Here is a 22,204-nt window from a genome sequence, read left to right as displayed (position 1 = left end):
GCAAGATCATCTGAGTTCCACACAAACCCGGCATGATCACGCGGTGGCCGTTCTACGTCACGCCGCCACGCTCAAGATCACGAAGTCCGGCTGCCGTATCTGCGCCACGAGGCGCTCTGAATGCATTCCTCGCGGAGCGGGGAGAGATTGGAGGAGTATCTCTGGGTCTTATGGCTTACCTGGATCCGAAAGGTGAAGGGGACAATAGCATGCCAGGAAACCAGCGGTCGTGCCCAGGCGTATGGGGCGGCACGTTGGGCGACCCGCGTGATACGGCGAAAGCTTGATTGCCTGAATCCCAATTTCCAGAAGGTGTAAAAGCCGCGCCCGCCGGAAAGACGTCTGAAACCGGCGCCATCGTCTGCGGCGGGGGGAGTACTGACCCGCCGCATCCTCCGACGGTGGAGCGATGCCCAGCGAGGGCATTGAAGGAGATGAGTGGGACGCCTACGTCACGCTAGAGACGTGCAGCAGAGACGAACGTGGGATCGCCTGTCGGGCGCGAGCCCCATGGCGACACAGTGCCCGTAGTAGTCGCAGGAGTCACGACCTGCCAGGGAGGACGGTAACGCCGCCCACAGGGCGAAGGGGCACAGGTGGTTTTGGACATCTACATGACCGAGAGGTATGCGAAATGCAGAACGCCGAAACGATACTCGGTGTCCTCCGTGAACGCGGCAGGAAAGGTCTGCCGTGCGAAGAACTGTATCGACAACTGTTCAACCCGCAGCTATACCTGCTGGCTTACGGGTGTATCTATTCCAACCACGGGGCGATGACGCCCGGGGCCACGCAGGAAACCGCGGACGGCATGTCCTTGGAGAAAATCGGGGCCATCATCGAGGCGATGCGTCACGAGCGTTACCGATTCACTCCGGTGCGACGGGTCCATATTCCTAAGAAGAATGGGAAGTTGCGCCCGCTGGGCTTGCCGACCTGGTCGGACAAGCTCGTCGGCGAAGTAGTGCGCCTGCTACTGGAGGCCTACTACGAGCCACGGTTTTCCGACCACTCGCACGGGTTCCGACCCGGCCGGGGCTGCCACACCGCGTTGCGCGAGGTGGCCCGGACCTGGACCGGGACCACGTGGTTTATCGAGGGAGACATCTCCGACTGCTTCGGATCGCTCGACCATGACGTCATGGTCGACATCCTGGCGGAGAAGATCCCCGACAACCGGTTCCTGCGGCTGATCCGCAACATGCTCACAGCCGGGTATCTGGAGGACTGGCGGTGGAACGCCACGCTGAGCGGCGCCCCGCAAGGCGGGACCGTTTCGCCCGTCCTCTCGAATATCTACCTGCACAAACTGGACACCTTCGTCGAGACGGTTCTGATTCCGCAATACACCCAGGGAGTGCTCCGGACACCCAATCCCGAGTACAACAGGATCAGTCAGGCCCTCGTACGGGCACGCCGACATGGCGACCGGGCGCGAGCCCGCCAGCTGTGCCGGCAACTACGCGGCATGCCCAGCCAAGATCCCCACGATCCAGGCTATCGGCGGCTGCGCTACTCCCGCTACGCAGATGATCATCTTCTGGGATTCGTTGGACCGAAAGCCGAAGCCGAACAGATCAAGGATCAGCTGGCGACGTTCCTGCGCGACGAACTCAAGCTGGAACTATCCGCCGACAAGACGCTGATCACGCACGCCCGCACCCGGGCAGCGCGATACCTCGGCTACGAGATCATCACCCAGCGCAGCGACAATAAGGTCACCCGAGGTCGCCGGTCGACCAACGGAACCATCGCGCTGCGCGTGCCCCGCGATGTGATCACGGCGAAATGCCTGCCCTACCTGCGCCGAGGCAAACCCGAAGCCAGGACGGCCCTGCACAACCTCGACGACTACGACATCGTCGCCACCTACGGGGCCGAATACCGGGGCATCGTCCAGTACTACTTGCTCGCCACCGACGTCTGGCGACTCACCCGCCTGCACTGGGTCGCCGAGACATCGATGCTCAAGACGCTGGCCGCCAAGCACCAGTCCACCGTGTCCAAGATCGCCGCCAAACACAAGGCGACGATCGATACCGCACACGGACCGCGGACCTGCTTCGAAGCCCGCGTTCCACGCATCGGCAAGCAGCCACTGGTCGCACGGTTCGGCGGGATACCCCTCGCACGGGATCGCAACGCGATCATCACCGATCACGTCCTGATCAGCCCGATCACCTATACCCGCAAGGAGCTCATCATCAGGCTCAGGCGGGGAAGGTGCGAGCTCTGTGAAGAACCGGCCAAGGTGCAAGTGCACCAGATCCGCAAACTCGCACAGCTCGACCGACTCGGGCCAGATCAACCCCCATGGGCGGCGCACATGGCAAGGAAGCGGCGCAAGACGCTCGTCGTCTGCACTCCTTGCCACGACACCATCCACCACGGGAAACCCGCAGCGCACGCGGCATGAACCACTGGAGAGCCTCGTGCACCGAAAGGTGCCCGCGGGGTTCGGCGGGGAGCCAGCGCGGCAAAGGACCTGTGCCTACAGACACCTCGCCGCGCGGCTTACCCGGTTAGTGTCGCGTGTTGTTAGTCGTTTGACGGTTGTGTAGGTGTCAGAATGCGGCATGGCGAATCGACCTGCTGCTGCTCTTGCTCTTCGTGATGGTGATCGTGAGCGGCTGGTGTCGTTGACGCGGAGTTCGTCGGCGCGTGCTGGGCTGGTGCAGCGGGCTCGGATCGTGCTGCTGGCGGCCGAGGGGGTGTCGAATACGGCGATCGCCGAGCGGGTGGGGGTGTCGCGGCCGACGGTGATCGGTTGGCGGGAACGCTACGAGCACGGCGGGATCGACGGTCTGCACGATGAGCCGCGTTCGGGCAGGCCCCGCTTGGTTGATCATCGGGAGATCGTGGCGGCGACGCTGACACCGCCGCCGAAGAAGCTCGGGGTGACGCACTGGTCGTCGCGGCTGCTGGCCTCCCGGCTTGGGATCAGTAACGGCACGGTGGCCAGGGCCTGGCGCGACTACGGGGTGCAGCCCTGGCGGGCCGAGACGTTCAAATTCTCCACCGACCCGGAACTCATCGCCAAGATCACCGACGTGGTCGGGCTGTATCTGGCGCCGCCGGAGAACGCGATCGTGCTCTGTGTCGATGAGAAGTCGCAGGTCCAGGCGCTGGATCGGACCCAGCCGACGTTGCCGATGCAGCCTGGGCTGGCCGAGCGGCGCACCCACGACTACGTCCGCCACGGCACCACCACGCTGTTCGCCGCATTAGAGATCGCGACCGGGAAGGTGACCGCGGCATGCAAGCCGCGACATCGGCATCAGGAGTTCCTTGCCTTCCTCAAGCAGGTCGCCAAGGCCTATCCCGACCGCGAGCTGCACCTGGTGATGGACAACTACGCCGCCCATAAGCGCATTGAGGTCCGTGACTGGCTGGAGGCCAATCCCCGGATCCAGGTGCACTTCACCCCAACCTCCGGGTCGTGGCTGAACCTGATCGAGGTGTGGTTCGGCATCATCGAGCGCCAAGCCATCCGCCGCGGCAGCTTCCGCTCCGTGCGCGACCTCAACACCAAAATCCGCGCTTTCATCACCGGCTGGAACGACCGCTGCCACCTCTTCGTCTGGACCAAAACCCCAGACCAAACCCTCAAGAAAGCCAACCGTCAGACCACTTCAAACACACGACACTAGTACGACAGCGGTAGATCGAGATGTTCATGGTTCGGTTCGTGCGCGTCGCTGGTAGTGGCTGGTTTTGGCGCGGTACTGGTGTTGCCGTCGCCAGAGTGACCAGCGCAGTCGGTGGCTGAAGTCGCTGATCGGGCGGGCGATGAGGACGTTGAAGAGGTGGTGTATCTCGTTGCAGGTCAACGGGATCAACCCGTCGGGTGGCGGGTGGCGTTCGCGTTCGGTGGCAGCGAGCACGGCGAGGTAGGCGTGGGCAAGCATCGCCAGCACGGTCCAGCGGTGCCAGGAGACCCAGCGGCGAACCTGGTGCTGATCCAGCCCGGTCAGGCCTTTGCTGGCCTGGAACGACTCCTCCACGGTCCAACGCCGTCCGGCCACACGCACCAGCTCCGATAGCGGCACCGGGCTCGGGGCGTAACAGCGGTAGAACGCCAGCTCGCCGGTGCTGCTGTTGCGGCGGATGAGTAGCCATCGCTGCCCCGGCTTGGCGGTGTCGATGGTGATCCAAGCCCAGTCGTAGAACCGCTGGCCCCTGGAACCCGCTCCGGCGGAGAGACGCTGCCAGGCGCATCTGGGCAGGCGGGCGGCGATGGCGTCTGCGCGGAGCTTTCTCGCCGCGGTCATCACGGGGTGGCTGCGGGCAACGGCCAGAACGTAGCCGACACCGCGATCCTCCAGTGCGTTGCGCAGGCGCGGGTCGGCACCATAGACCTCGTCGCCAGCCACCCAGGACGCGGTGGCGCCGCCGTCGAGCGCGGCGAGGATCATCTCGCGCGCCAGCGTGGGCTTGGTCGCGAACTCCACCTCGCCCGGCACCCCCGCAGCAGCACGCCGCTCGGTGTCGGCGACCCAGGATTTCGGGAGGTACAACGCCCGGTCGATCAGCGCATGCCCCCGACTGGTGGCATAGGGTCAGATACACCGCGACCTGCGAGTTCTCGATCCGACCAGCGGTGCCGGTGTACTGGCGCTGCACCCCGACAGTGCGATTTCCCTTCTTGAGATCGCCCGTCTCATCGACCACCAACACGGCCCGTTCGGCACCGAGGCGCTCGACCACATAGTCACGCAGGTCGTCCCGCACGCCGTCGTGGTCCCACACCGCCCGGCGCAGCAGGTGCTGCAGCCCTTCCGGCGTGGCGTGTCCAACATGCTCAGCGATGGTCCAACAGTTCTTCGTCGGCACCTCCGAGACCAGCCCGCGCACCAGGTCCTCGGCGTGGCGACGCGGCTCTACACGGCCGAACCGGCCACAGATGCGTGCCAACAGATCCTGAAATCGCGCCCCGAACACGCCAGGGTCTACACTGGCAGCCGCGGCCACCGCAAGATCAACTTGGTTCCACACAAACCCGGCATGATCACGCGGTGGCCGCCCTCATGTCACGCCACCACGCCCAAGATCACGATCTACCGCTGTCGTACTAGGGCCCGGGCCTTGGATGTTCATTCTGGTTACGCAACCTGCTGTATCCAAATCAATAGGATGCAAACGAGACGCCGAACGCGCGGATTGGTTGTGTGGGTGAGTTCCACAGGAAAGTCGTGGCGTAACGACAATCGCGCCGGCTCGGTGTAAAAACGCTACGGTTGATCTGGCGTATCTGTGAAATACTCGATCGGTCTTCGTTAGAGATCTGCCCGGATCGACAATGAATGTGTTCAGATTCGGGACTCGGGGTGAACGTATTTCACCTGACTTGTGCCAGACCGGGGGTAGCCCAGTGGGAGATTGCGAATGACCTCGACGTCGGAGAGGCAAGGTTCGACCGCGTGTGGCCATCCATCGCCGCAGGACAGGCTGGCTGCGCTGCTGGACTCCGCATCGGTCGAGCCGCTGCACCCACATGACGAGAGTGGAGTGATCGCTGTCCGCGGTCGAGTCAACGGCGCGCCCGTAACAGCCTATTGCACCGATGCTAACGCGAGGGGCGGGTCGCTTGGCGTTACGGAATGTCAGCACATCGTCGACGCTATCGAGGCGGCCCTGCGCGAAGACTGCCCCGTAATCGGACTGTGGCACTCCGGCGGGGCGCAGTTGTCCGAAGGGGTGGCATCGCTTGACGCGGTTGCTCGGGTGTTCGCTGCCATGATTAAGGCATCGGGGCGTGTGCCGCAGCTTTCGGTGATCCTCGGTCCGGCTGCCGGTGGCGCCGCCTATGGTCCCGCACTGACCGACGTGATCGTCATGGCGCCTGCGGGACGGGTGTTTGTTACCGGACCGGGTGTGGTGCGTGAGGTCACTGGTGAGCGGATCGACATGGAGAGCCTTGGTGGTCCGGACGCTCACAGCAAGAAGTCGGGCGTTGTGCATGTAGTGGCTTCGTCGGAAAACGACGCCCTGCGGCGTGCTCGTAGGATCACCGACCTTCTCGCCAGTCCGGGGGTGTTCGACCCAGTTTCTGTTAGCGGACCGCGCGATCTGCGCGCGTTGCTTCCTGACCGGGCACGCCGGGCCTACGACATCAAGCCGCTTGTCCAAAACGTCCTCGACGCGGACAACAATGACGACCCATTCGAGGAGTTCCAGCCCGGATGGGCTCCGAACGTCGTCGTCGGGCTCGGCAGGCTTGCGGGCCATACTGTTGGCGTCGTCGCGAGCAACCCGATTCGGAAAGGCGGCTGCCTTGACTCCGCTGCCGCGGAGAAGGCTGCACGGTTCGTCCGCATGTGCGATTGCTTCGGCGTGCCATTGGTAGTGCTGGTCGATGTACCCGGATACCTGCCTGGCGTTGGCCAGGAATGGGGCGGGGTCGTGCGGAGGGGCGCCAAGCTGCTGTATGCGTTCGCTGAGGCCGTGGTTCCGCGGGTGACCTTAGTTGTGCGGAAGTGCTATGGCGGCGCCTACATCGCGATGAACTGTCGGGCATTAGATGCTACGAACGTCTTTGCGTGGCCTGATGCGGAGGTCGCTGTGATGGGAGCGCGAGCAGCGGTCGGCATTCTGCGTCGTAAGGAGTTGGCCGCCCTTTCGGAGGATCAACGTGACGAAGTGCGGGAGCGATGGGTTGCCGAGCATGAACACACCTCGGGAGGCATAGCGAGGGCGCTATCGCTAGGGGTTGTCGACGCAGTCATTGACCCCACAGAAACACGGTTCGTTCTGGCCAAGGCACTGGCGGCGGTCCCGGCGAAGCGCGGATCGCACGGAAACATCCCGCTCTGATCGCCCGGGTGCGCGAGAAAGGAAAGCCGTGGCCGAGGAAATTCGTGCAGAGATAGTCGGTTACGTGATCGAAGTTGTCGCTGCCGAAGGCCAGGCCGTGCGTAGGGGTGACCACGTGGTTGTCGTCGAATCGATGAAGATGGAGATACCGACGGTCGTTGAAGACCCGGGCACTGTGACTTCCCTGCATGCCGCTGTGGGTGACTTCGTCAATGAGGGTGACCTCATCGCCGTGATCGAGTGACGCTCGTCTGTGGGTGGCCACGGCGTCGGCAAAGTCTTTGAGGGCGGGGTGTGACCTGGGGTGATGGTGGGCGACATGCCGCAGGGGTAGTAGGACGGGCATGGCCCGATGTTGATCATGAAGGGTGCTGAATCCATCCTGATCGACATCGAGGAGCCATGCCCGCATCGTCATCATCTCTGATTCCCTCTGCGCTCGCTCATTTGGCCACCGCGGCCGAGTCGAACACGGTCTCCGGTGCGGGTGTGCTGGCGGTGCTGGCGCGAGTTCCGGATCCCCGCAAGCGGCGGGGTGTGCGGCACTCGATCACGACGGTCCTGGCGGTGGCGGCGTGCGCGGTGCTGGCCGGGTGCCGCTCGTTCACTGCGATCAGCGAGTGGGCGGCCAATGCCTCCGAGCAGGTGCTCGCGGCGCTGCAGGTGCACACGGTGCCCAGCGAGTCGTGTATTCGCCGGACCCTGCAGCGACTCGATGGCGACGAGTTGGACACCGCGATCGGGCAGTGGGCGACGGCGCGCACTGAACCGGCTGTCGGCAGGCGGCGGGCGATCGCGGTGGATGGCAAGACGGTGCGGGGCTCGGGCTCCGAGGTCGCCGATGCGCGGCACCTGTTGGCCGCGATCGATCATTGCGCCGGTGTGGTGCTCGGTCAGGTCGACGTGTGCTCGAAGACCAACGAGATTCCGATGTTTTCCCAGCTCATCGAGCATCTCGATGACGTCGAAGGTGCTGTCATCACCGCCGATGCTCTGCACGCTCAGAAGGCGCATGCCGACTACCTGGTGCTCGAGCGCGAGGCTGACTATCTGCTCAGTGTGAAGGCGAACCAGCCCACGTTGCACAACTAGCTCAAGGCGCTGCCATGGAAGGACGTACCCGTCGTGCACAGCCGTACCGATCGCGCGCATGGCCGCGTCGAGCAGCGCACGCTAAAGGTCGTCACAATCCGGACCGGGATCGCGTTTCCGCACGCCCGGCAGGCCTTACAGATCACCCGTAAGCCCCGTCGGATCAATGCCAACAGTACGAAGTGGACCACAGTCGAGACCGTGTATGCGGTCACCAGCCTCGCCACCGACCAAGCCCGACCGGCCGAGTTGGCCGCCTGGGCACGCGGCCACTGGACCGTGGAAACTCGCCTTCACTGGGTTCGCGATGTCACCCTCGATGAGGACCGATCCCAGGTGCGTACCGGCAACGCGCCGCGCACCATGGTTTCGCTGAGAAACCTGGTGATCAGCATGCTACGCACCAACGGAGTCACCAACATCGCACGAGGTCTGCGGTATCACGCCTGGGACCCCATCCCCCATCACACTCCTACTCACCTGCTGAAAGCCGACTTTGCCGACGCCGTGCTGTGGGTGGCTGACACGAGAGTGCCGTAGAGGGCATTCATCGGGTCGAAATGTTGTGCCGCAGCTGCCGCGTTGCTGAGTACGCACTGTGCGAACTTACGTGAAGCATCGAAGATTGCTCGATAATTAACCATTTTCGTGTGCACATTACCTACAAAGAACTTAAGCCTCTTTTCCATGTAAGTTAGTTATTTAGTTACTAGCTCGGAATCATATTGAGGTTACAATACGTTCCGACATTCAGCATAGTTCTGCTATTTAATTTTTGAATACTCGGACTCGGTTATTATTGTTTCGGATTGGTTGCTATTGCTGCAATAGTTTATATCGTTGAATATACTGTCCCAACAGTAACTTGATAACTCCGAGTTTCTCGAGCTTGATGTCGAATAATCTTCCCCTTCTGCAGACGTCACTAAACGCGACCAACTCAAAGAGGAGTCATGGATGCACACCCGCCATGGGCGGCGCTGGGGAGCCGCTGTTATAGGTCTTCTGGGGTTGTCACTCCTCCTTGCCGCCTGCGACTGGTCAAATATGGCGTTCGTACAGGACCATCGCGTCCGCATCATCGAACCGGCTGACCGCAGCACGGTGACTTTGCCGATCACTCTCAGATGGGAAGTGGAAGGGTTCCGCGTTACGGGTAAGGACGGACGTGCCCTTCGTGATGCAGGGTACTTTGCCGTCTTTGTCGACCGAACCCCAATGCCCCCCGGCCAGAGTCTTGAATGGCTCGCTCAGCAAGAGGATTCGTGTGGCAGTAGCGCCTGCGGATCTGTCGACAACCTCTCTGGCGTCTACGCCACTGACGACACCCGGCTGAAACTCACCAGGCTCTCCGCGACAGGACGGGACATCGAAAAGCATGAGGCCGTAGTCGTGCTGCTCGACGGTACCGGACGTCGGATCGGTGAAAGCGCGTTCTACGTTCAATTCAACTTCGAACGGACGGTATGACGTGGTCAATGTTCCGGAAAACGGCCGACGGAGCGATCCAGCACCGTCCACAGTACTAACCGAAGCGGGTAGTCGTCCTCGTCAGCTGCACGAACAGGCGCGACAGAGTCTTGGCTTCACCGGGAGCCATGACGCACCGCCGCTTCGGAAGGTATTCCGCGAGCACAAGGTTGGCTGGTATCCGATATCCGCACTCGGGATGCTGGCTATTGTCGACCAGTTCCAAAGCTACGTGTTCACCGTCCTCACCCCCGATATGGCACGTTCGCTGGGATTGAGCCTCGCTGCGATCGTAGGGATGCGCACACTGCAGGCGCTAGCGCACGCACTATCGCCGCTGCCGATGGCAGCATTGACTCAGAATCGTGCCTGGCGGGCCGGGCTATCGATCATCACTGCGTTCGGGTGGAGCCTGATCACCGCGGGGACTGGGCTCGTCGTCAGTCTGTGGGGGCTGGCGATAGTGCTTGTTGCCGACGGCTTGCTTGTCGGCAGCGCCGTGGCGTTACACCGGCCACTCATCATGGACATCTATCCGCCTTCAGCACGTGTCCGCTTGTTGGCGATCCGAGAAGCATTCGAACGCAGTACCAGCATTGCCGCACCACTACTAGTAGCCGTGTTTGCCGGGATATTCGACCTCACATGGAGAGGCGTCTTCCTTGCGCTCGGTGGTGTATCGATCATTGGTGCCGTCTTCGCGCTCGGTCTCCGCGACCCAGGTTACGGCAAATGGGACACCCAACGGATCAGGGAAGCAGTGCACGAGTCCGATCACAGCGATGGCGCCACCGGGCTTCCCTCAAAGGACGTTCAACTAGGCTTCTTCGAAATCATGCGGCGCCTGATGCTCATCCCGACGGTGCGACGGCTCGCCTTCGGCTACCTGGTGTTCGGCATCCTCGTTATTCCCTACACGACTTTCCTATCGTTCTACCTTGACGATCGGTGGGGCATGGACGCCGCCGAACGCGGCATCTTCTTCGCCTTTACCGCCGCTGTCGGTGTTGTTGCGCTGATCGCGTACGGACCCCGGGGCGAAGCCATCTTCAGGGAGAATCCCGGCCGCGTCCTGGATGTCGCCGGTATCGCGCTCGTTGCGGCTGTCATCTGCATCCTCACTGCGTCGTTGATGCCGTGGTTCCTGCTCATGGTGCTGCTCTTCTCCGCAGCGCAAGCGTTGATCGGACTCCTCTCACCGCTGCTGGGGATCGCACAACTGTCGGTGGTGGAGGCGGCGTGGCGCCCCCATGCCGCCTCCCTCATCGGCGTCTTCATGGCTTCAGGCAGTCTCGCCGGCGTCTTCCTCCTCACCGGTGTCGAGGAACGCTATGGCGTTCTCGGAGCGATGATTTCCTTGATGGTGCCCGGCGTTGTCGGCGCGCTAATCATCCGAAGCGCCAAGGACCTTGTCGCCAAGGATCTTGGTCGCCTGATTGTCGACATCGTCGAGGACGAAGAGGTCCGCAGGACTATCGCGTCGGGGGGCCACTTGCCACTCTTGGCCTGCCGCAAGGTCGACTTCTCCTACGGACAACTGCAGGTGCTCTTCGGCGTGGACTTCACGGTCGACGATGGCGAGATGGTGGCGTTGCTTGGCACCAACGGGGCCGGCAAGTCCACGCTGTTGAAGGCGATCTCCGGCATCGCTCTCCCCTGCAGCGGTACTGTTCGTTTCCGGGGACAGGACGTCACCTATCTCGATGCTGAGCGTCGGGTGAAGCTTGGCATCAGCCAGATCCCCGGCGGCCATGCGGTGTTCGGCACGATGAACGTGGTCGAGAATCTCCGTGCTTATGGCTACACGCTTGGCCGCGACCGAAAGGCGATTGACGCTGCCATCGACCGTAGTTTCGAGGCGTTTCCGCGGCTCCACGAGCGACGAAATTCTCAAGCAAGCACGCTCTCGGGCGGAGAGCAGCAGATGCTCGGGTTGTCCAAGGCACTCATCCTGCGTCCACGACTTCTACTGATCGACGAGCTCTCCCTTGGCCTGGCCCCGGTCATTGTGGGCCAGTTGCTTGAGCTGGTCCGGAAAATCAATGCTCAAGGAACGGCCGTGGTGCTGGTGGAGCAATCAGTCAATGTAGCCCTCAGCGTGGCCCGGCACGCGTATTTCATGGAGAAGGGGGAGATCCGGTTCGACGGACCGAGTGATGAGCTGCTTGCTCGCGGTGACCTGCTACGCGCGGTGTTCCTGGAAGGCGCCACCAAGGGAACAGGCCAATGAAGACCACGATGTTGAAGGCCTGGGCGTCAAGAAGGAAGGCTATCGCGATCATTGGTGTCGCCGTGGTCACCCTCTTTGTCCTCTGGCCGAAGCTTTCCACGCTGTCCACCGACAGTCCTACTGGTAGCTGGGAGGCACCCCCGCCGGTCCTCATGCTTGGCGCCATCGTCGGTACGACGTATGGGTTGCTTGCCGCAGGGCTAGTGATTGTCTATCGCACCAACAAGGTCATCAACTTCGCTCATGGCGAGATCGGGGCGTTCGCTGCCGCCGTTTTCGGGCTGTCCGTAGTCGGGTGGGGCTTGCCGTACTGGCTGGCTTTCCCTCTCGCCCTCGCTCTCGGTGGCCTCGTGGCCGCGGGTACCGAGGTCGTCGTCATCCGTAGGCTACGGAATGCCCCGAAGCTGATGAGTATCATCGCCACCTTGGGTGTCGGACAATTCCTACTGCTGTTCGGATTCACTGTTAACGACCAAGCTGGAGCTGGGCAACTCTATCCACAGCCACCCGGGTTGCCCGACTTCATGATGGGCGGGCTCCGAGTCTCGCCCGCATACTCCGGGATGCTCCTGCTTTCGCCGATCCTGGTCATCGGGCTGGGCGTCTTCCTCAAACGGAGCCGTTATGGCATCGGCATCCGTAGTGCCTCCGCCAACAGCGAGGCTGCCCGGCTTGCGGGCATTATGGCTTCCCGTATGTCATCTCTGGCCTGGGGGCTTGCAGGCATTCTGGCCGCGTTCACTGCGATCCTCACTCAGCCGACCCGTGGGTTCACTACGGCGGAATCGTTTGGGCCGAGTCTTCTCCTGATGGCATTGGCGGGCGCGGTCATTGCGCGGATGACCAGCATTCCCGTCGCTGTCATCGCTGGCGTCGGTTTAGGGCTGTTCGAACAGGTGCTGAAATGGAACTACCCGGGTGGCGGCGCCGTGGAGCTGGCGATCTTTGCGCTCATACTCATCGCTCTGCTCGTGCAGAAACAACGGGGAGGACGCCAGGAGGACAAGGGCAGCTGGGCAGCTGTACAAGCGATCCGCCCGCTTCCGGAAGAGCTGCGGTCGCTCTGGCTGGTCCGCAACATGGGCCGCCTCTTCGGGATCGCCGCCCTCGGGCTGGCATTGCTCCTACCCCTGCTGATGACCCACAGCGCGGCCGTGTCGATGACGGTCATCTTCGCCTACGCCATCGTTGCCCTATCGCTCGTGATCGTCACCGGCATGGGCGGTCAGCTCACCTTAGGGCAGTTTGCCTTTGCTGGAATCGGCGCCGTCGCCTCGTATCACATCTCCATGCGCACAGGTTGGTTCCCACTGTCCTTCCTCTACGCCGGCGTCGTCGCCGCCCTTGTAGCCTTGCTCGTCGGGCTCCCAGCACTGCGGATCCGCGGCCTCATGATCACCGTCACGACACTCGCCTTCGCATTGGCTACTCCGGCCGCAATCATCGCCCACCCGGCGTTGCTCGGCGACGGTGTCGATCCTGGACGGCCAATCGTCTTCGGGATCCCGCTGGACTCCGGCAAAGCCTACTATTTCGTCGGCCTCGCCACTCTTCTCGTCGCTCTTTTGTTGGCGCGCAACATCCGAAGCTCCGGCTTCGGGCGCCTGCTCATCGCCGTCCGTGATAACGAGGACAACGCGCGCGCTTTCACTGTTGGCACGACCGCCGTCAAGATGCAGGGCATGCTTATCGCGGGTTTCCTCGCTGGTATCGGGGGAGCAATGTATGGGCATGCGCTGTCGTTCATCGGCGAGACCGCCTTTCCCGTCACCGCCAGTATCGATGTTGCCAAGATCGCCGTTATCGGCGGGATCTCCATGATCACGGGACCACTCGTGGGTGCCCTGTTCGTCATGGGGGTCCCGACGTTCGTGCCACTGGACACGGCAGGCCTCGCCGCCACGTCCTTCGGCCAGTTACTGATCATCATGTATCTGCCGAAAGGTCTGGTGCAGATCATCGTGCCGCTGCGCGACCGCGTCGCTCGCGTCTTGGGTGGGCGTGCGGGGATCGACGTCGACGCCGCATACGCGCGACGCGACGGCCACAGTGACGGCGCACCAGCGCCCACGATGACACGTCCACGGGAGGTGGCACCGGTGATGCATCGAAACGGTTATTGTCGCGAGAAGCTTCTTGAGGCACAGCACCTGCGGAAGCATTTTGGCGGCGTAAAAGCCGTCGACGATGTGTCTTTCACCATCTACGACGGGGAAACCGTTGGTCTCATTGGACCTAACGGCGCCGGAAAGACCACCACATTCGAATTGGTTAGTGGTTTCACTCAGCCCGACCGCGGCACAGCTTGGTTCCAGGGACGCGATGTCACCTGGCTCACCCCGGAGGCCCGGGGTCGGCTAGGCCTGGTCCGTTCTTTCCAGGATGCAGCTCTCTTTCCCACCATGACCGTCGAGGAGACCGTCATGCTCGCATGTGAGCGCACCATGCCCACCCGGTTCGCCTCTTCCGTGCTCGGCATGCGCTACGGCGACGTCCGGAAGAGAAGGCGTGCCCGTGACATCGTCGAGTTCATGGGACTTGAGCGGTACCGCACCAAGCAGATCCTCGAGCTGTCGACCGGAACACGGCGCATTACCGAACTCGCCTGTCTTGTCGCGCTCGAACCGAAGCTGCTGTTGCTTGATGAACCCTCGTCAGGTGTCGCTCAGCGTGAGACCGAAGCACTCGGCATTCTTCTGCGCGATCTCAAGCGTCAGTTCGACATGACGCTAGTCATTATCGAACATGACATCCCCATGGTCATGAGCTTGTCCGATCGTGTCATCGCGATGGCCGACGGGCGGATCTTGGCCGCCGGCACGCCTGAACGGGTGCGGCACGATCGCCGGGTAGTTGAGGCATACCTTGGTGGCGATCCTACCGCGATCCAACGTTCTGGCCAGCGGGATCCCGTGTCCGTTCAGCGATCTGTATAGGCGCGACCGAGTGGCCAGACTTCGCTCAGCTTCGACGCGCGCGATAGTGGGCTACCGACGTCCGGTTGCCTCCTATGTATGGGAAGGATCGGCTGCTCATCGGGCCGCGGATGTTGCGTTCCGTCGTGACCTTAACGTTCGGTGTCTTGGTCGCCGTAGTCGAGCTGGCCCTGCTGGCTCGGTTGACTCGCATAGGGCCTGAACTCGTCCTCTGCTTGCTACTGGAACAGGTCGAGAGCATGGCAACCAGAGAGCGGTGCCAAGTCAGCGTGGAGGACGCGTGTTCACCAACGGGCATGCCGCCGGAATCCTAGGGACCGGCTCATATCTTCCTGACCGAGTAGTCAGTAATGCTGAGGTGGCGGAGAAGGTGGGGGTGACACCGGAGTGGATCGAGCGAAAGACGCAGATCCGCGAACGCCGCTATGCTGCGCCACATGAGGCGACATCAGACCTTGCGGTGTGCGCGGCAAAACTAGCCCTAGATCAGGCGGGTATCTCCGTCGATCGCGTTGACTACATCATCGTGTCCACATCGACGCCAGACTCGCCGCAGCCGCCGACCGCGGCCTTGGTGCAGAACATGCTCGGAGCCCCCCACGCGGGCTGCTTCGACATCAACGTTGTATGCAGCGGATTTCCCTATGGCGTTGGGCTTGCGGCCGCACTGCAGTCGCTCAATCCCGGCGCGTACGTCCTGGTGATTGGGGCGGATCTCTACTCCCGGATTCTCAACGTCGCTGACCGAGCGACGTCGGTTCTTCTCGGCGACGGCGCGGGCGCGGCCGTGGTCGGGCCGGTTCCGCTTAGCTACGGCGTCGTCAGTTGCGGGCTGCACACCCGTGGCGATGCCCACGAGTACATTCGTGTGGACGCTGGCGGTAGCCGGATCCCGACGTCACACGAGACCGTCGACACAGGCGGTCACAACTTCACCATGCAGGGCCGGAACGTCACCTCCTTCGTCCTCGACGAAGTGCCGCCCGCTCTGGCGGGCCTCCTGCGCAATGCCGGCATCGAGGCCGATCAGGTGACTCACTTCGTGCCACATCAGCCGAACGGCAACCTGCTCGACAACCTCGTCACCAAAGCGGGCCTCGACCACGTGACAACACACCGCACACTCCAACGGTACGGCAACGTGGGCAGCGCTTCGGTTCCCGTCACACTCGACGTTGCCAACCAAGCTGGCGCGTTCGCCGATGGAGATCTGCTGTTGCTCGCCGGGTTCGGCGGCGGTATGTCGATCGGTAGCTGCCTGCTTCGGTGGTGGTCGGCATGACCGAGACCATCACTCGAGTTGGTGTCGTCGGCTGCGGCGTCATGGGCGCCAGCATCGCCGAGATCTGTGCGCGAGCAGGTCTCGATGTGCGGATGGCGGTGCGAAGCGCTAGTTCACAGCGTGCCGGTCTCGGCCGGATCATCAAGTCGCTTGATCGTAGCGTTCGCAAACAGCAGACCACCGAGCTCCAGCGCGACGACATACTCGCGCAGATCACGTTAACCACCGAGCTGGCTGATCTCGCCGACCGAGAGCTGGTCATCGAAGCGGCCGTCGAGCACGGCGACGTGAAGGCCGAGATCTTCACCAACCTTGACAAGATAGTCCAAGCACCGGACGCGATCCTTGCGTCCAACACGTCGTCCATCCCGGTCACACGTCTCGGCAGCATCACGACGCGACCACAAAGGGTGCTCGGTATGCACTTTTTCAACCCTGCCACGCGCATGCCCTTGGTCGAGCTCGTCGAGACGTTGGTCGCCGACGAAGAAGCCGTCACTCGTGCCGAGCGGTTTCTGAGTACGGTTCTCGAAAAGCACGTGATCCGGACCCGCGACCGGGCTGGGTTCGTGGTCAACGCGCTACTGATCCCCTACATACTGTCTGCGATCAGGATGTTCGAGTCCGGCTTCGCGTCCGCGATGGGCATCGACCGGGCCATGAAGCTCGGCTGCGCTCATCCCATGGGGCCCCTCGAGCTCGCCGACTTGATCGGGCTCGACGTCGTTCTGGGTGTCGCCGAGGCGCTCCACGCCGAGTTCCGCGAACCCCACTACTGCCCGCCCCCGTTGCTCGTCCGCATGGTCGACTCGGGACTTCTTGGCAACAAGACTGGCCATGGGTTCCACAACCACACCGGGTAGGAAGGTAGCTGGGACTGCCCGTAGGGTGTGTCTGGTCCGACACGCCGAGCTGGCTCGTGGAAAGAGACCCCGCGACCCTGCCGGGCATAGTGGGAACTCTCGTAACGGCACCCGGTCGAAGACTGTGCGTACCAAGATCGGGCCGGGGGCTGTCCGATTAACGGCTCTGGCCCATATTCGGTGGTGACGGTGGGTAGTGTTAGCCGAGCAGTATGCGGTGGCGGAGGAGGTGGAATCCTGCGCGGCCGTACATCTGCCGCTTGATCAGCTTCGTCTTGGTGTTCACTCCTTCTGTACGTCCGTTGTGGAATGGCTGGGTGAGGGCGGCGTCCGCGGCGTGGCGATCGAGTTCGAGTCCTCGCGTGAACGCGTGCAGGTGGGGCAGGTCCTCGGCCCGGGCTTGGTCGATCCAGACGGTGAGGCGCTCATCGTTGCCGGGGTCGGGGGTGAGCAGGCCAGCGAAGTCGCTGATGAGGGCGGCGAGCCCGGTCATCTCGGCGCAGGCGCCGGTCGCGGCGTCGATCCGCTCCCGCTGGTTCTCTCTAAGTAGCTCGGGGTGGGTGAGCAGGTAGCGAGTCAGCCGCTTGGGAGAGATCGCTGGCCGGTCGGACTCGACGCGTCCTTGCGTGATGTAGCGATACAACAGGTTCTGGCTTCCGGTATAGCCGAGCTCAGTGATCTCATGGAGCAGCTGCAGTACGGGCACGGCCGGGTCTTCCTCCCGGCGTCGACGCAGGTAGTCCCGGAACGGATCGACCAGGGTCGGCCGGTACTGCGGAGCCCGCACCAGCCGTTCAGGCTGGTCGATGCGGGCGTAGCGTTTGACCGTGTTCAGCGCCAGGTTCAAGCGGCGGGAGATCTCAAGCAGTCCGACGCCACGATCGAGCAGATCATGGATCTGCTGCCAGCGTTCACGGGTCGTGGCGGCGCGTTTGCCCTCGCGCGGTGGCGGGCCGGTCTTGCCCCAGCATGCACTGTGGGCGGCGACCTCCTTAAGGACCGCTTCGGCGAGGTTATGCCACAGGTGCCACCGGTCCGCGACCTGCACCGCGTTGGGCAGCGCACGCCGGATCGCTTCGGCGTATGCGCCCGAGCCATCCCGGCAGACCACCTGCACGCCGCGATGGTCCCGTAACCAGGTCTCGAGCGTGTCGGCCGCGCGGTCGGCAAGGACGTCGACGCGCTCGCCGGTCTCCGCGTTGATGATCACTGTCGCGTAGCGTTGCCGCTTACGCAGGGCGAAATCGTCGACTCCGATCACGGGCGGCACCGGCCGAACCGGCACCGGCAGACGCAGCAGCGCCCGCAGCGCGGTCTGCCGGGACAGCGTGACACCGAGACCGGCCAGCACCCGGGCCCCGGCACGCCCGGCCAGCTCCCGCACGACACGGCCCACCTGCGCAGCCAGCCGCGTGGTGCGGCGCTGATACCGCTCAACGACACCGGCCAGGTGCTCACGGAAGGTTTGCCGCGAAGCAAGCCTCGGGCAGCGCATCCGCCGCGCCCGGACTACGACCGGTCGCCCGTCCACCGGCACATCGGCGACCCGCCGCTCGACATAGCCATAAACCCGCGCCGTCTCGACCGCGCATTCCGGGCAGGCCACGGGCTCGGACAGCGTCGACGCCCGGACCTCGATCGTCCCAGCACCAGCTTCGACACCCTCGATGAGCAGGGAAGACAGTCCAGAGAACACAAGCTTTAGAAGTTGATCAACATCGCACCAGCGTCACCCTGGCACAACGCGCCAAATCCGACCGGAACCGACACCCACCGTCACCACCGAATATGGGCCAGAGCCGACCATCTGACACGCCCTGCCGTTCGGCTGCACCGTCTCATCGCCGCGTCAGTCAACGTGGCGATCCTTATCATGCAGACAAGGGATACGTCACAGTAGTCAACGACGCCACGACCCCGGTTCGGAGGCCTACTTCTCCGCCAGTATTGCAAGAGGTTCAACTGTCACCATGCGACCATCTGCGGTATCGGCGAGCATCCCCGCCTCTCTCACAGCCTGACACGCGCTGACCAACGTTCGCCGCAGGCGCACCGCATCAGTCATCAGTCGACTCTCACCGTGATCCTCACCCACCACCACACACCAACGTAACAGAAACAAAAAAGCTCAATGATCAAGCACAGTCTGCGATGAAACTCCGAATTTTTCAAGGTTCTTGCAAATGTAGTCAGTCACTGAATTTAAGGTTTGCTCACAGAATAAGTCAGATGGATATCCTATCGATAGACTGAATCGACCTTCGATTGTCCAAGCCCCATAGCATGGAACTTCTCGTGCGCGGAAGAGCCTGCACTCTATATTTAGCCGAACCCCGCCGGGTAAAACTATTGGATTTAATGCACCAACGTTGCTAATTGAGGCGGATAGTAGCCTCGACTCGGGGCAGGAAGAGGTGCGACTGGTGATGCCCACTAGTGGTGGAAGCATGCATTTATTAGCTATCGATTCCTTGATCTGAGTGCTAATTTGTCTTCCAATTGCCAGTGGATCAGAATCTTGCGACACAGATACCTCGGACTTATGAGCAACGATTAGAGATGTAGTTTCTGTCGCACCGATAGCAGGTTTGGTTCTATTTCGAAGATCCACTGAAGATCGACAGGTCATTGGAATGTTTCCACGCATTGAGTCTGGGTACAAATCTGCAATGTAGCGTCGTTGCGCAACCAGCACCGCTCCACCTACTAGTCCCTGAACTGTAGTAGAATTACTTCCTGCAAAGTTTCTGATATTTCTACTATCTTTCTCATCTAGGGTTACGCGGCGAACCGCCGCCGGGTGCATGGCAGCGGTCTCGTAGTTTGCATTAGTAACCACGTTTGGTATATTCCAATCTGAAAATCTTGTCTGTAGCACCTCATCGTGAGACTTTGGCAATGATGCACCTGGTCGGATATCTACTTCATTGCCCGATGTAAGCGCCGTGTAGATATTCCATAGTTCTCCAAATAATGCATACAAGCTATGGCCGTCCGACACACTGTGATCCATGCGCATGACTACGTAACCGGCACATGTTCCGCGAACTAATGTAAATTCCACAAGGAACTTCTGGGGATTCCAGTTTGCCGCAATGGCGCGAAGTAGTGCGCTTTCGCCGCCTTCTAACACCGTTAATTTAGGGCTGCTATCAGTAGGTGCATACAAAACAGGTCGGCCGGCATCGTATCGCACACGCGCTCTTACAACGGGGTAAGCTTTGCCGAGCAAATTTACCGCAGTTGCAAACTCTGTTCCATCAAGATCTCCTTCGTATTCTGCAACCAGGGGCTCACCGTCTCCCAATGACCAACTTTCGAAATTGTCTAGGTACCGCTCCATGCCTGCCGCCTTGTTTCTTGTATGAAATGAGTGCACATTTGCAATTTACGTCGCTGCAAAATAAAAGGATATTCGCCAGTAGTTAGTCACGCTATAAGAGCGCTCTGTTGCGGCATCTTAGTATGGTTTAGTATAGCGATTCGTAGGTCTTGGATGTCAGGGAACGTGCCTCCGCAATTGTGTTGTGTGCGTGTCTGTTGGAAAGGACGCAGCAACGCTACGAGCTGGGTGTCTATCGTGGTCGCCGCACTGGCCGCCTTCGCTGGGACTGCCTGAGGATGGGCTGGCCCGCCACGGTACCCGCACCAATGTGAGCGCGCGAGCAGATCGGCAACCAGGTGCGAGATTTGCTGAAGGGCGTCTACCCGTACCTTCGTCATATCCGCAGCAGATTTCAACTGAATTGTAGCGTACAAACAGGGCATAGTTGAAGGCGTGAAGGCCATGCAAGTTTGAAATCACGCTTCTTCAGGCGATTGCGATACCGGCAAGGTCCGTGATCAATCCCGCGCCAGCACTTCGACGCCCGCCGCGCCGTCGGAGACTGGAACCACTAGTACGACAGCGGTAGATCGAGGGACAGTCCGAACCCCAGCGAATACGACAGCTTCTGTTTCGTGAGGAACTCGACGAACTCGTGGGTGCCGCCCGCGGCGTCGGTGCGGATCAATACCTTGCGCCCAACCCGGCCGCCCTGGGCAGTGCAGGGCAGTTGCCGCAGACACGCGCGCACCACGGTGATGTGGTCGGCGGCGATATTCGCCCCGGCGTTGCCCGGTCGCAGCAACCAGGCCAGCGGCTCACCTGTCCCGCCTGTTCCGTGATCGACGAACCCCAACAAGGGGTGGAAGCCGAAGCCACGCTTGAATGTCGGCGCGGCGTGTTCTTTCTCCGAATGCGCGGTCACCAAGGTGGCGTCCAGGTCGATGATCAACGGGTGAGCGGCGTCGATACTGCGGTCAGGAGCGCGTTGTCCGGCATGCCTCCATGCGTGCTTCCGCGCTGCGGCGCGGGCCCGGTCGATCGCCGACAGCACCTTGCCAGCGTCGGTGGCGAGAGCGCTGATGAGCCTCGACACCACCGTCGGATCCGACGCCACCCGGCCGAACACCGCTGGCTGCTCGCGCAGCAACGCGATGTCGGCCAGGCAGTCCCCACCCAGCGCCACCGAGACCGCGAGATCGAGCAGGATCTTGCCCGGGTCATGGGTAGCTGACGGCCTCCGCCACGATGCAAGTGCCGCTGAGAGCGCCCCGGTTAGTCCTGTCTTTTCGGCGGTACGCAGCAGTGTGACCGCTCCGGCCTGCGACACGACCCCGCTTCCGGCCGTGTCAACCGACAGCACCGGGTAGGGACCAGTAGACTTACCCACCAGAAAGGTGCTCCTCGAACTCGCGAAAACTCGGGCCTCGACAATCCGAATTATCGCAGCTCGGAGCACCTTTCTTCTTTATCGACCCGACCCGCCAACCACATCACCGTGAAAGCGCGAGGCTAGTACGACAGCGGTAGATCGTGATCTTGGGCGTGGTGGCGTGACATGAGGGCGGCCACCGCGTGATCATGCCGGGTTTGTGTGGAACCAAGTTGATCTTGCGGTGGCCGCGGCTGCCAGTGTAGACCCTGGCGTGTTCGGGGCGCGATTTCAGGATCTGTTGGCACGCATCTGTGGCCGGTTCGGCCGTGTAGAGCCGCGTCGCCACGCCGAGGACCTGGTGCGCGGGCTGGTCTCGGAGGTGCCGACGAAGAACTGTTGGACCATCGCTGAGCATGTTGGACACGCCACGCCGGAAGGGCTGCAGCACCTGCTGCGCCGGGCGGTGTGGGACCACGACGGCGTGCGGGACGACCTGCGTGACTATGTGGTCGAGCGCCTCGGTGCCGAACGGGCCGTGTTGGTGGTCGATGAGACGGGCGATCTCAAGAAGGGAAATCGCACTGTCGGGGTGCAGCGCCAGTACACCGGCACCGCTGGTCGGATCGAGAACTCGCAGGTCGCGGTGTATCTGACCCTATGCCACCAGTCGGGGGCATGCGCTGATCGACCGGGCGTTGTACCTCCCGAAATCCTGGGTCGCCGACACCGAGCGGCGTGCTGCTGCGGGGGTGCCGGGCGAGGTGGAGTTCGCGACCAAGCCCACGCTGGCGCGCGAGATGATCCTCGCCGCGCTCGAC

General features: G+C 62.1%; 11 protein-coding genes and 4 pseudogenes. 11 read left to right on the top strand and 4 right to left on the bottom strand.

Features of this window, described 5'->3' with window-relative positions; genetic code table 11:
• Positions 1 to 634 precede the first annotated feature (634 nt).
• Together AMYHA_RS17265 and AMYHA_RS17260 are read left to right on the top strand one after the other, a co-directional pair.
• A complete protein-coding gene (locus AMYHA_RS17265) occupies positions 635 to 2,416 on the top strand; it encodes a reverse transcriptase/maturase family protein (RefSeq protein WP_084037336.1) in 1,782 nt (593 codons plus the stop codon).
• 160 nt (positions 2,417 to 2,576) lie between these two features.
• On the top strand, positions 2,577 to 3,650 hold the full coding sequence (locus tag AMYHA_RS17260) for an IS630 family transposase (RefSeq protein ID WP_084037335.1): 1,074 nt from the start codon (positions 2,577 to 2,579) through the stop codon (positions 3,648 to 3,650).
• Positions 3,651 to 3,674: 24 nt separating this feature from the next.
• Here the strand turns inward: AMYHA_RS17260 and AMYHA_RS17255 are convergent.
• A pseudogene (locus AMYHA_RS17255) lies at positions 3,675 to 4,971 on the bottom strand (IS701 family transposase).
• A gap of 414 nt (positions 4,972 to 5,385) precedes the next feature.
• On the opposite strand from AMYHA_RS17255, the gene AMYHA_RS17250 reads away from it, so the two are divergent.
• From AMYHA_RS17250 to AMYHA_RS17210, 8 genes and pseudogenes are all read left to right on the top strand, one after another.
• The gene (locus AMYHA_RS17250; protein WP_034272562.1) at positions 5,386 to 6,813 is read left to right on the top strand and encodes an acyl-CoA carboxylase subunit beta; all 1,428 of its coding nucleotides are present in this window, start codon (positions 5,386 to 5,388) and stop codon (positions 6,811 to 6,813) included.
• Positions 6,814 to 6,841: 28 nt separating this feature from the next.
• The gene (locus AMYHA_RS17245; RefSeq protein ID WP_034272560.1) at positions 6,842 to 7,057 is read left to right on the top strand and encodes a biotin/lipoyl-binding carrier protein; all 216 of its coding nucleotides are present in this window, start codon (positions 6,842 to 6,844) and stop codon (positions 7,055 to 7,057) included.
• A gap of 158 nt (positions 7,058 to 7,215) precedes the next feature.
• A pseudogene (locus AMYHA_RS27975) lies at positions 7,216 to 8,445 on the top strand (ISAs1 family transposase).
• A 417-nt stretch (positions 8,446 to 8,862) separates the two neighbouring features.
• The gene (locus tag AMYHA_RS27115; protein WP_157362203.1) at positions 8,863 to 9,375 is read left to right on the top strand and encodes a hypothetical protein; all 513 of its coding nucleotides are present in this window, start codon (positions 8,863 to 8,865) and stop codon (positions 9,373 to 9,375) included.
• Between the two features lies 1 nt (position 9,376).
• Positions 9,377 to 11,605: an MFS transporter gene (locus AMYHA_RS17230; protein ID WP_157362201.1), complete on the top strand. Its 2,229-nt coding sequence runs from the start codon at positions 9,377 to 9,379 to the stop codon at positions 11,603 to 11,605.
• Positions 11,602 to 14,541 (top strand): branched-chain amino acid ABC transporter permease/ATP-binding protein, encoded by a 2,940-nt coding sequence (locus tag AMYHA_RS17225; protein ID WP_051400026.1) that lies wholly within the window; start codon positions 11,602 to 11,604, stop codon positions 14,539 to 14,541. Before AMYHA_RS17230 ends, AMYHA_RS17225 begins: the two co-directional genes overlap by 4 nt.
• Before the next feature lie 256 nt (positions 14,542 to 14,797).
• Complete coding sequence (locus AMYHA_RS17215) at positions 14,798 to 15,823, top strand: 3-oxoacyl-ACP synthase III family protein (RefSeq protein WP_330760617.1); 1,026 nt, start codon at positions 14,798 to 14,800, stop codon at positions 15,821 to 15,823.
• A complete protein-coding gene (locus tag AMYHA_RS17210; RefSeq protein WP_034277689.1) occupies positions 15,820 to 16,686 on the top strand; it encodes a 3-hydroxybutyryl-CoA dehydrogenase in 867 nt (288 codons plus the stop codon). The genes AMYHA_RS17215 and AMYHA_RS17210 overlap by 4 nt, the downstream gene beginning before the upstream one ends.
• A 199-nt stretch (positions 16,687 to 16,885) precedes the next feature.
• Here the strand turns inward: AMYHA_RS17210 and AMYHA_RS17205 are convergent, their stop codons facing one another.
• The 3 genes and pseudogenes from AMYHA_RS17205 to AMYHA_RS17200 form a co-directional block, all read right to left on the bottom strand.
• On the bottom strand, positions 16,886 to 18,382 hold the full coding sequence (locus AMYHA_RS17205) for an ISL3 family transposase (protein ID WP_034272546.1): 1,497 nt from the start codon (positions 18,380 to 18,382) through the stop codon (positions 16,886 to 16,888).
• A gap of 432 nt (positions 18,383 to 18,814) precedes the next feature.
• A complete protein-coding gene (locus tag AMYHA_RS27110; protein ID WP_157362199.1) occupies positions 18,815 to 20,029 on the bottom strand; it encodes a phthiocerol/phthiodiolone dimycocerosyl transferase family protein in 1,215 nt (404 codons plus the stop codon).
• A gap of 577 nt (positions 20,030 to 20,606) precedes the next feature.
• A pseudogene (locus tag AMYHA_RS17200) lies at positions 20,607 to 21,401 on the bottom strand (IS1380 family transposase); the annotation flags it as partial.
• Between the two features lie 226 nt (positions 21,402 to 21,627).
• Here AMYHA_RS17200 and AMYHA_RS26555 point away from each other — a divergent pair.
• A pseudogene (locus tag AMYHA_RS26555) lies at positions 21,628 to 22,204 on the top strand (IS701 family transposase); the annotation flags it as partial.

Source organism: Haloechinothrix halophila YIM 93223, from assembly GCF_000504245.1.
GTDB lineage: Bacteria > Actinomycetota > Actinomycetes > Mycobacteriales > Pseudonocardiaceae > Haloechinothrix_A > Haloechinothrix_A halophila.
This window is presented reverse-complemented; position numbering and strand designations above follow the sequence as displayed.